An 11,200-nucleotide genomic window follows, 5' to 3' on the forward strand; every position below is an offset into this window, starting at 1 on the left:
CGGAGCAGCGCTCGGTCTATCAAAAAAATCGTTTGATGGTCATGACCGCAACATAAAGTCCGCTCCCCTTTTATTGCCCCTCGGCCAGCAGTTGTTTTCCTTTCTTCTCATAGGACAGCCAGTCCGCTTCCGGTACCATACTCCCGCCGGTGGCCCACACGATGTGGGTACTGTCGGACATTTTATCCGTCAGCCCTTCCTGACGCTGATATGAAAGGCCCGCCTCTGTATGAAGGATCCACTGCGGGCCAGTCATTCCGGCCAGGGCACTGGGTTCCAGGCGGATTCCCTCCCGCTCCGCCAGCAGGGTAAGCAGACGATACAGGTGCTCGTCGGAGATGGTGTAGCACCCGGACAGGAAGGGTTCCATCAACTTGCCCACAAATTGGGAGGGACGGCCCACCGCCAAGCCATCGGCGGCGGTGCGGTTGTCGATGCCGAAGTCCCCCACGCACACCTGCGCGTGCAGCCGGGTAGCCATGCCCAGAATCATACAGGGCGCATGGGTAGGCTCGGCAAAAAAGCAGTGGACGGCATCCCCAAAGACCTGCTTAAGGCCAAATGCCACTCCACCCGGGCCTCCGCCCACCCCACAGGGCAAGTAGACAAACAGAGGGTGTTCCTCATCCACCGGGACATTCTGTTCCATCAACTGCTTTTGGAGCCGGAGGGCGGCCACTCCATAGCCCAGAAAAAGGTTTTTGGAGTTTTCATCGTCTACGAAGTGGCACCAAGGATCCTTCTCTGCCTGACGGCGCCCCTCGCTGATCGCCTTACTGTAGTCTTCGGCGTACTCGATCACCGTAACTCCTTTTTCCCGCAGCAGATCCTTTTTCCACTGACGTGCGTCGGCCGACATGTGAACCGTGACCTGAAAACCCAGTTTGGCGCTCATGATACCGATGGACAGTCCCAGATTGCCGGTGGAGCCCACAGCGATCGTATATTTGGAAAAGAGCTCCCAAAAACGGGGCTCCGCCAGAACAGCATAGTCAGTGTCCAAGGTGAGCATTCCGCTTTCCAGGGCTATTTTTTCCGCCACGCACAGCACCTCATAAATGCCCCCCCTGGCCTTGATAGAGCCAGAGACCGGCAGATGGCTGTCACACTTTAGGATGAGGCGCTCTTTCACGCCCAGTGCCTCGGCCATGGAAGGAATTTCCCGCAGCGGGGACTCCAAAATCCCTCCCGCTCGGGCTGTCTCCGGAAACACCCGGGCCAGGTATGGGGCAAAGCGCCTCAGCCGGGCCTCTGCGTCTCGAATATCTTCCATCCCCAGTGAGCAGGCCGAGATGCCCTGCTCCGCCGGACGCTTGCGGGGATTGCGCCACATTGTCTCCCGCAAGGCTGTCAGGTCCTCGAGAACCGGGACCGCCTTCTTCCATTCCTCCGGCGTCTTATCTTGAATAACCTTCATTGGCTCTGTTCTCCTTACGTGAACCCCCGGACTCTCCTTGCCAGCGGTTCAGACCTTTGCTACTTTTTTACCCTTTTTCCAAAGGGGATTGCCCTCCCTGTCCCACATGCCGATTCCAGTGACGGCACAGAGGATGGAGAAAATCGGAACAATAAAAATAAACCAAGCAAATTTGATGTACTCGGTACCGCAGCCCAGAGTACTCATCACAAACAGCGTTGCGACACCCCAAGGTACGACAGGAGCGCTCAAGGTACCCGCATCCTCCAGTGTTCTGGACAGAACCCGGCGGTGAATATTCATTCGATCAAACGCGTCCTCAAAGGTCTGCTCCGTGACAATAATGGACACGGTTTGTCCGCCGGCAGTGAGGAAATTGACGATATAGCAGTAAATCAAGGTAGTGATGACCAGAACCGATTTATTTTTAATGAATTTCAGCAGCACGTCCTTGGCCAGCACGTCCAGAATACCGGTAGCCGTAATAATGCCGCCCATCACGCTGGCGATCATAAAGGTGACCAGCAGACCGGTCATGCTGGTAATGCCCCCTCGATTCAGCATGGGGTCTACCAGCGCCACGCCGGTTTCAATAGAGAACCCGTTGGCGGCGCAGTTCATCAGTTTTACCAGACCCACTCCTTGAAATACCATGGCGAAAATTACGCTCACCACCACCGTGATGCCCATTCCCAGGAGGGCCGGCAGCTTGAACACAGAAACCAGCAGCACCAAAATGGCGGGCAGAATCAAAATCGGGTTAATTTTGAAGTGGGCAGTGAGGGTGCTGCAAATCAGCTCGGCCTTACTGGCATCCATCTCGCCTCCGCTGTACACCAGGCCCGCCACGGTAAACAGCACCAGGGCCACCACAGCAGCCGGAATAGTAGTGTACAGCATGGAGTTGATGTGTTCATACAGCGGCACTTTGCTAACGCCGGAGGCCAGATTGGTTGTGTCGGACAGCGGGGACATTTTATCTCCAAACCAGGCTCCGCAGACCACCGCGCCTATCACCAGGGGCACAGGAACGGAGGTAGTAGAGGCCACCCCCACCATAGCAAGTCCCATGGTGGCCACACTGCCGAAGGAGGTTCCGGTAAACTCAGCGCTCAGAGCGCACAGGACAAAGGACAGGGGCACCAAAATTTTGGGGGAGATCAGCTTCATGCCGTAATACATTAGGGAGGGCACCGTACCGCCGGCCATCCAGATTCCCACCAGCATTCCTACCATAATCACAATGAGGAAAGTGGGAATACAGTCTGACACCACTCTCAGCAAGGTCCTTTCAATCTCCTCCCAGGGGATTCTCAGTGCAAAGGCGCAGCCAGCAGCAATAATGGCCGCGGCGAACACAGACATAGTGGTATCCACATTTAAGTTGATGAGTACAACCAGCACAGTGATGATGACGACAAAAGACACGACGGCAAACGCCGGGGAAGGGATTTTTCGCTCTTTCATTATTTTCCCGTTTTCCATGCTTCTCTTCCTTTCAACTCAAGTTCTGGCTATTCCGCGTTTTCTATATACGGGCTCACCCCCTTTTCCTCTCCCAACAGTTCTCTGGTCAAAAACCGCACAGCGGAATCCATTCTGGCCCAACGGTAGAAAAAGGACTTAAACCGGTGCTCCGCCCCCGGAATCAAGAGCAGATTGGCTCGGTCACCGTAAATCTCCTTGTACCGCTTAGAGCATTCCGGGGACGCTGTGATATCTGCGTCCCCATGGACCAGATTGACTCGCTTGGTAAATTTCGCGGCCACGGTGAAGGGATCCAGCTTGAGTGCATCATAGTAAAACCCAACACCCAGCTTGACCCCCTCCACATCCGCGCATCCCAGCGCCTCAATGTCAGAAACATCCTGCCCGCACAAGGTTTTCTCCCTCATATGGTAGATCACATCTGGTGCCGGGCACCACAAGCTGAGGGCACACACGTCGGCGTCCCGTTCCCCCGCCACCATAGAGGCCACACAGCCTCCCATACTTAAGCCGTGGATGGCCACCCGACTGGTATCCACGAACTCCAAAGTCCTTACGTAGTCCAGAATGGCAATGCCATCGGCCACCTCGCGGGAAACGGTCATGTCCTCAAAGCGTCCGTCGCTTTCGCCGCTGCCGGCAAAATCAAAGCGGACACTGGCAATCCCAGCCCGGCAAAGGTGCCGGGACAGCTCCGTATGAACAAAATTAATCTCCGCCCGATCGTCGCACAGCCCATGAAACAGAATCACCATGGGCAGCTTTTTTCCGCTTCCCTCAGGTATGTGGAGCATCCCCCGCAGAGTCAGTCCACCACTTTCACATGTCACATAGCGTTCCAACAGTTATCCTCCCTTTTTGCTTCCTTAGTTAGGAATTAATCTTTCGGAAATTAATTATTCCTTTTTCTTTGTTTAGTATAATTTAATATTCCGCATGTGTCAACTCTTTTAGTTAAATAAAATAAGTGTAATTTATTTTTGTTAATTATATATAATTTTCGCTGAAGCATTTTGTTACTTTGACAAATAAAAGAGCCGCTCTGCAAAAAGCAGAGCGGCTCTAAGCGTCAAAAAAGTAGAATGGATCGGCAACTGACACAAAGTAACCGGACGGTTGCTCCATAATACCTCAAAAGCTGGGGGGGGATAGTGCAAAAATAACTTTTACTGTCTGATCGGTCTTATTTCTCCAAGTGTGCTCAGTGAGCTGGGGGATACGGATGCTGTCTCCGGCATGAAGCTCATACGGCACCCCGGCTATCACTACCTCCACGTCTCCCTCATCTACATAGGCAACCTCTTCCCCTGTATGAGTTTGAGACACATCGGCACTGTTGCTGTCGGGCGGAATACACATCAGACAAAACTCAATGCTCCCTAAAGTGTCGGGCGTAAGAAGGTCGTAACTTACGTCCTTGTGCTCTGGCCGTCCGATCGTCTTTCTCATATCCCGGCGCACAACCAAGTCCTGAACTGGCATATCCTCCTTAAAAAAGCGGAACATCGGCACACCCAGCACTCCAGCAATCAATTTCATTGTATTAATGGATGGATTCACCAAATCCCGTTCAATCTGACTGAGCATAGAGGCAGTAAGACCTGTTTGCTGAGCCAGCTCCCGGATTGTCATTTTTCGCTCCGTCCGGTAATTCCGCACCTTTTTCCCAATTTCCAGTTCATCCATCTTGCGCCCTCGATTACTTTTACAAATTTTGCAGGAGCCTTACGTTGGAATTTGCCTCATAGCTCTCGGCGGGGCCGGGAACCAATCGCGTTAAATGCGGCATAACTGCTGTTTCGCAATTATTGTACCACATCCACCTTTCCCTTGCAAGTCGCCGATAAAGCGGCAGCCCTTCACCCCAGAAGCAAAAAAGGGCCCCGCCGCATTGCGGCGAGGCCCCTTCTCTTGTCTTAATTACTCGTTGATCTCAATGACAACGCCGGAACCCACGGTGTGGCCACCCTCACGGATAGCGAAACGCAGGCCCTTCTCAATGGCGATGGGGGTGATCAGCTCCACGTCCATGTCGACGTTATCGCCAGGCATGCACATCTCAACGCCCTCGGGCAGGGAGATGACACCGGTAACGTCGGTGGTACGGAAGTAGAACTGAGGACGATAGTTGTTGAAGAAGGGGGTGTGACGGCCGCCCTCGTCCTTGGACAGGACGTAGACCTGACCCTTGAACTTGGTGTGGGGATGGATGGAGCCGGGCTTGGAGATGACCTGGCCGCGCTCAATGTCGGTCTTGGCGATGCCGCGCAGCAGAGAGCCGATGTTGTCGCCGGCCTGAGCCTCGTCCATCATCTTGTGGAACATTTCGATGCCGGTGATGGTGGTCTTCTTCTTCTCATCCATCAGGCCCACGATCTCAACTTCGTCGCCCATCTTCACCAAGCCACGCTCGACACGGCCAGTGGCCACGGTGCCGCGGCCGGAGATGGTGAAGACGTCCTCAACGGGCATCAGGAAGGGCTGGTCGACCTTGCGGTCAGGAGTGGGGATATAGTTGTCGACAGCGTCCATCAGCTCCTTGATGCAGGCATACTCGGGAGCGTTGGGATCGGTGTTCTCGCAGATCAGGGCGTTCAGAGCGGAGCCCTTGATGATGGGGATGTCGTCGCCGGGGAACTCGTACTTGGAGAGCAGCTCACGCACTTCCATCTCCACCAGCTCGAGCAGCTCGGGATCGTCCAGCTGGTCGCACTTGTTCAGGAACACAACGATGGCGGGCACGCCCACCTGGCGGGCCAGCAGGATGTGCTCACGGGTCTGAGCCATGGGGCCGTCGGTGGCGGCGATGACCAGGATGGCGCCGTCCATCTGAGCAGCGCCGGTGATCATGTTCTTGATATAGTCGGCGTGGCCCGGGCAGTCGACGTGGGCATAGTGACGAGCTTCGGTCTCGTACTCCACGTGAGCGGTGTTGATGGTGATGCCGCGCTCCTTCTCCTCGGGAGCCTTATCAATGGCGTCATAAGCCTCGAACTGGGCCTTGCCCTGGAGGGACAGCCAGCGGGTGATGGCGGCGGTCAGGGTGGTCTTGCCGTGGTCGACGTGGCCAATGGTGCCGATGTTAACGTGGGGCTTCGTGCGTTCAAACTTCTGCTTACCCATGTTGAATATCCTCCTTATAATACACGTTTCGTGTTTTATGATTTTGCAAATAGTGGGGAAATGCAGGACTATTTTACCGTATCAGCAGGAAAAAAGCAACAACAAAATTGCTTATTCCCCGTCCTTGCGGCCACGCTCGGCAATGATCTTGTCGGCGATGTTCTTGGGGATCTCCACATAGCTGTGGGGCTCCATGGAATACTGGCCGCGGCCCTGGGTGCGGGAACGCAGGTCCGTGGCATAGCCAAACATCTCGCTCAGAGGCACCAGTGCGTCGATCTGCTCGGCGCCGGGGCGGGAAGTCATGCCCTGGATCTGGCCGCGGCGGCTGTTCAGGTCGCCGATGACGTCGCCCATATAGTCGGAGGGGACAATGACGTCCACCTTCATGATGGGCTCCAGCAGGCAGGGATTTGCCTTGCGCATGGCCTCCTTAAAAGCCATGGAACCGGCGATCTTAAAGGCCATTTCAGAGGAGTCCACCTCGTGGTAGGAGCCGTAGGTCAGGCTGACCTTGACGTCCACCACGGGATAGCCGGCAAGAACACCGGCCTGCATGGCACCCTGAATGCCCTGATCGACCGCGGGGATATATTCCTTGGGAATGACACCGCCGGTGATGGCGTTGACGAACTCGTAACCTTTGCCGGACTCGTTGGGTTCCACAGTGATGCGGACGTGGCCGTACTGGCCCTTGCCGCCGGACTGGCGGGCATACTTGGTCTCCTGCTCGGTGACCTTCTTGATGGTCTCCTTGTAGGCGACCTGGGGAGCGCCCACGTTGGCCTCCACCTTGAACTCGCGGAGCAGACGGTCCACAATGATCTCCAGATGGAGCTCGCCCATGCCGGCGATGATGGTCTGGCCAGTCTCTTCGTCGGTCCAGGTCTTAAAGGTGGGGTCCTCTTCTGCCAGCTTCATCAGGGCCACGCCCATCTTCTCCTGGCCGGCCTTGGTCTTGGGCTCGATGGCCACCCGGATAACGGGGTCGGGGAACTCCATGGACTCCAGAATGATGGGGTGCTTCTCATCACACAGGGTGTCGCCGGTGGTGGTGTTCTTCAGGCCCACGGCGGCGGCGATGTCGCCGGCGTAGACCTCCTCGATATCCTCCCGGTGGTTGGCGTGCATCTGCAGGATGCGGCCCATGCGCTCCTTGTTGTTCTTCGTGGCATTGAGCACGGAAGAACCGGTGGCCAGCATGCCGGAATAGACGCGGAAGAAGGACAGACGGCCCACGAAGGGGTCGGTCATGATCTTGAACGCCAGGGCGGAGAAGGGGGCATTGTCATCGGCGGGACGCTCGTCCTCTTCACCGGTCTCGGGATTGGTACCCTTGATGGCCGGGATGTCCAGCGGAGAGGGCATATAATCCACGATCGCGTCCAACAGCTTCTGTACGCCCTTGTTCCTATAAGAGGTGCCGCAGGTGACGGGCACCAGTTTGTTGGCGATGGTGCCCTTGCGGATGGCCTTGCGGATCATATCCTGAGGCACATCCTTCTCTTCCAGCACCAACTCCATGATCTCGTCGTCGATGTCGGCCACGGCGTCGAGCAGCTTGGAACGGTACTCCCGGGCCAGCTCAAGCATGTCGGCGGGGATCTCCTCCACGCGCATGTCCTTGCCCATCTCGTCGTAGTAAATGTCCGCATCCATCTCCACCAGGTCGATGATGCCCTTGAAGGTATCCTCCCGGCCAATGGGAAGCTGGATGGGCACGGCATTACACTTCAGACGGTCATGGATCATGTTCAGCACGTTGAAGAAATCAGCGCCCATGATGTCCATCTTGTTGACGTAGATCATGCGGGGGACCTGATAGTGGTCGGCCTGACGCCACACAGTCTCGGACTGGGGCTCCACGCCGCCCTTGGCGCACATGACGGTCACAGAGCCGTCCAGCACGCGCAGAGAGCGCTCCACCTCGACAGTGAAATCCACGTGGCCCGGGGTGTCGATGATGTTGATTCTGGTCTGGGGGAACTGATCCTTGGTCCCCTTCCAGTAACAGGTGGTGGCGGCGGAAGTGATGGTGATGCCACGCTCCTGCTCCTGGGCCATCCAGTCCATGGTGGCGGTGCCGTCGTGGGTCTCGCCGATCTTATAGTTGACGCCGGTGTAGTAAAGGATACGCTCGGTCGTCGTGGTCTTGCCGGCATCGATATGGGCCATGATCCCGATATTTCGGGTATCATGCAGGGATACTTTTCTAGGCATATTCCAAACTCCTCAATCTTACCAGCGATAGTGAGCGAACGCCTGGTTGGACTGCGCCATCTTGTGCACGTCTTCGCGCTTCTTGACAGCGCCGCCGACACCGTTGGACGCGTCCATGATCTCGCCGGCAAGCCGCTCCTTCATGGTCTTCTCGCTCCGGTTGCGGGCGTAGCTGGTCAGCCAGCGCAGCCCCAGGGTCTGCCGCCGCTCAGGGCGAACCTCGATAGGCACCTGGTAGGTGGCGCCGCCCACGCGGCGGGCCTTGACCTCCAGAGACGGCATGATATTCTCCATGGCGGTGTTAAACGCCTCCAGGGGGTCCTTGCCGGACTTCTCCTGGATCAGATCAAAGGCGCCGTAGACGACCTTCTGTGCCACGCCCTTTTTACCATCGAGCATGATGCTGTTGGTGAGCTTGGTCACCAGGACAGAATTGTACATAGGATCAGGGAGAATCTCCCGCTTGGATACATTTCCTCTTCTGGGCACTTTGCTTCCCTCCTTCATAGTATGATTTCATAGGTACTCGAAACGCCGGACGCTTCCGGCGTCCCGTGTAAGACAAGTGCCTGCTTGTCCAGTGCCCGCCGAAGAAACGAATATCTATATGATAAACGCTTCCGGGCAAGGCTGCTGCCTTGCGCACTGTGCGCAACAGTTCACTTTAGTTAGAGCAATTTTCCCGCAGAAAAATCACTTCTTGGCGGCGGTTTTTCCGGCCTTGGGCCGCTTGGCGCCGTACTTGGAACGGGCCTGCATACGGCCGTTGACGCCCTGAGTATCCAAAGAGCCGCGGATGATGTGGTAACGAACGCCGGGCAGATCCTTGACACGGCCGCCGCGGATCATGACCACAGAGTGCTCCTGCAGGTTGTGGCCCACACCGGGGATATAGGCGGTGACCTCGTAGCCGTTGGTCAGCTTGACACGGGCGATCTTCCGCAGAGCGGAGTTCGGCTTCTTCGGGGTGGAGGTACGAACCGCGGTGCACACACCTCTCTTCTGGGGAGAAGGCAGATCGGTCTCCTTGTTCTTCAGGGTGTTCAGACCGAACTGCATGGCGGGGGAATTGGATTTGTAAGTCGCCTGCTGACGGCCCTTGCGAACGAGCTGGTTAAACGTAGGCATAATTTTCCTCCTTTCTTTCTTGGTCAATACTATATTTTAACAGGATCATCCGAAAATTATCCCGCTAAAATCAAAGAAACAGCTCAAGCCAGAAGAGCTGCTACGGCGGAACCCACAGCCAGACCGCAGGCGCGGCCCAGATCCTTCATGGTATATCCGCGCTCCACGCCCACACTTTGCGCTTCGCAAAGGCGGACAATGGGCTCCGTCACCCGGGGATCGGCGTCATCAGCCAGCAGCACCACCTGGGCTGTCCCGGCTTCCAGAGCCCGTCTGACCTGCTTGGCGCCCACGACTTTTGATTGTCCGGAGAGATCCGAGCGCATTGGTCAGCCTCCTATTCTGGAAATGGGCATAATGGTGCCCTCTTAATGGGGATACCCACACAAGAAGGGATTATATCATACCGCTATTATGAAGTCAAGAAATTTTTCACGTCAAAAAGTCTTTTCCCCTTACGGCCCCAAAGGAAGCGGGCGGCCCTTCAGCCGCCCGCTCCTACCTTATAAAAGATGCATGCACTCACAGTCTGACGGGGACCCGCCTCGTCAGCGTGACCTCCTCCGGCGTAACAGCGCACTCATAAGCCAGCACATCTACTCCCGCCTGTTCCGCCTGGCGGAGTGCTGCGCCAAAAGCCGGGTGGGTACGGTCATTGGGCGAGAAGCCTGAGACGCCCTCCATCTGGATGACAAAACAGACGGCGGCCTCATACCCCTCTGTCCGGGCCCGGATGAGCTCCTCCAGATGCTTCACCCCACGTTGCGTGGGCGCGTCCGGAAACCAGGCCCACCCCTCTTCCTCCAGCGTACAGCCCTTCACTTCCACAAACCCCCGGGCAGGGGGCCCGTCGGGCAAAGGGCTGTTCCCTTCCCAATAAAAATCAAACCTGGAATTTCCCCAGACAGTTTCGGGTCGAAGCAGTGTCAATCCAGAGCGGAACTTTCCGCTCTCGGCCCACTCTCGAAAAAGTTGGTTGGGCGCCTGAGCGTCCATGTTGATCAGTCTCTTCCCCTTCTCTACCGCCACCAAATCAAATTGAGTCTTACGGGCAGGGTTGTCCGCTTTTGCCAGATATACGGAAGCCCCCGGCACCAGCAGTTCCCGGCAGCGCCCCGTATTCTTCACATGGACGGCAAGCTCCTCCCCGTTCAGAGCGACCCGGGCAATAAAACGGTTCGGCCGCGTCAAAAAAGTTGCCTTTTGAATGGTGTGATATCTCATGTTCTCTCCCCTGCCCTTTGACTTTTCATTCTATTACAAATCTCTCCACCTGTATTCATCACATGCCTCCGCGCATCTCAAAACCCGTTGCCCACCGGCCGCGGTTGTGCTATGATACAGGAAACTGCAAATAAGGAGGGACCCTTCTATGGTTACTATGGCACAGCGAATCGAGGCACTGCGCACTGAGCGGAATCTGAGCCGCCCGGCCCTGGCTGCCTCTCTTGGCTTCCCCAGGCTGTCGATTGAAAAATTTGAGACGGGGCGTCAGACGCCCACGCAGGAGCAGCAGAGCAAAATCGCTGCCTTTTTTGATGTCTCTCTGTTCTATCTCCGGGGTGAGAGCAACGACCGCACCACCATGGACAACTGGATGAACGCAGACTTTTCCGATACGGCGGCCAACGCGCCGGTCCCCGCATCCAAACGCCCGGCGTCCCAGGCCGCCACCACCCCTTCCGGCGAACAGGGAACCATGTTTGACGCGCTCCTCTCCGGCCGAAAGTTTCAGGATGCGCTGCGCGCCGCGGTATTGGACGCCCTGCGTTCCTCTGAGGGACAGGCACTTCTGTCCCAGGCCATTCGGAAAGAGCTCAGGAC

At 56.4% G+C, this 11,200-nt stretch carries 11 protein-coding genes; 1 reads left to right on the top strand and 10 read right to left on the bottom strand.

Going from position 1 to position 11,200, the window contains the following annotated elements:
• Nucleotides 1–70: 70 nt before the first annotated feature.
• From ACQRD3_RS08900 to sfsA, 10 genes are all read right to left on the bottom strand, one after another.
• Nucleotides 71–1,417 (bottom strand): D-serine ammonia-lyase, encoded by a 1,347-nt coding sequence (locus ACQRD3_RS08900; RefSeq protein WP_080908690.1) that lies wholly within the window; start codon nt 1,415–1,417, stop codon nt 71–73.
• A gap of 48 nt (nt 1,418–1,465) precedes the next feature.
• Entirely contained in the window at nt 1,466–2,884 is a 1,419-nt protein-coding gene (gene nhaC / locus ACQRD3_RS08905) for a Na+/H+ antiporter NhaC (RefSeq protein ID WP_198933329.1), read from the bottom strand.
• Nucleotides 2,885–2,931: 47 nt separating this feature from the next.
• Nucleotides 2,932–3,747, bottom strand: a complete 816-nt coding sequence (locus tag ACQRD3_RS08910; RefSeq protein WP_080908692.1) for an alpha/beta hydrolase — start codon at nt 3,745–3,747, stop codon at nt 2,932–2,934.
• Nucleotides 3,748–4,036: 289 nt separating this feature from the next.
• The gene (locus ACQRD3_RS08915; RefSeq protein WP_080908693.1) at nt 4,037–4,591 is read right to left on the bottom strand and encodes a cupin domain-containing protein; all 555 of its coding nucleotides are present in this window, start codon (nt 4,589–4,591) and stop codon (nt 4,037–4,039) included.
• Between the two features lie 234 nt (nt 4,592–4,825).
• Nucleotides 4,826–6,028, bottom strand: a complete 1,203-nt coding sequence (tuf, locus tag ACQRD3_RS08920; RefSeq protein WP_080908694.1) for an elongation factor Tu — start codon at nt 6,026–6,028, stop codon at nt 4,826–4,828.
• A 111-nt stretch (nt 6,029–6,139) separates the two neighbouring features.
• Complete coding sequence (gene fusA, locus ACQRD3_RS08925) at nt 6,140–8,248, bottom strand: elongation factor G (RefSeq protein ID WP_080908695.1); 2,109 nt, start codon at nt 8,246–8,248, stop codon at nt 6,140–6,142.
• Nucleotides 8,249–8,266: 18 nt separating this feature from the next.
• Nucleotides 8,267–8,737, bottom strand: coding sequence for a 30S ribosomal protein S7 (gene rpsG, locus ACQRD3_RS08930; RefSeq protein ID WP_198933331.1), 471 nt, complete (start codon nt 8,735–8,737; stop codon nt 8,267–8,269).
• A 204-nt stretch (nt 8,738–8,941) separates the two neighbouring features.
• Nucleotides 8,942–9,376 carry a 30S ribosomal protein S12 gene (gene rpsL, locus ACQRD3_RS08935; RefSeq protein ID WP_080908697.1) on the bottom strand — a complete coding sequence of 145 codons (435 nt, stop codon included), beginning with the start codon at nt 9,374–9,376 and terminating at the stop codon, nt 8,942–8,944.
• A gap of 83 nt (nt 9,377–9,459) precedes the next feature.
• Nucleotides 9,460–9,702: a ribosomal L7Ae/L30e/S12e/Gadd45 family protein gene (locus ACQRD3_RS08940; RefSeq protein ID WP_080908698.1), complete on the bottom strand. Its 243-nt coding sequence runs from the start codon at nt 9,700–9,702 to the stop codon at nt 9,460–9,462.
• 196 nt (nt 9,703–9,898) lie between these two features.
• Nucleotides 9,899–10,600: a DNA/RNA nuclease SfsA gene (gene sfsA / locus ACQRD3_RS08945; RefSeq protein ID WP_427781078.1), complete on the bottom strand. Its 702-nt coding sequence runs from the start codon at nt 10,598–10,600 to the stop codon at nt 9,899–9,901.
• Between the two features lie 148 nt (nt 10,601–10,748).
• Between sfsA and ACQRD3_RS08950 the strand changes: the two genes are divergently transcribed.
• Nucleotides 10,749–11,200, top strand: a 452-nt coding sequence (locus ACQRD3_RS08950; RefSeq protein WP_427781080.1) for a helix-turn-helix transcriptional regulator, incomplete at its 3' end; no start/stop codon positions are given.

It is taken from the genome of Candidatus Pseudoscillospira sp. SGI.172, from assembly GCF_050313575.1.
In the GTDB taxonomy this organism is placed as follows: domain Bacteria; phylum Bacillota; class Clostridia; order Oscillospirales; family Oscillospiraceae; genus Vermiculatibacterium.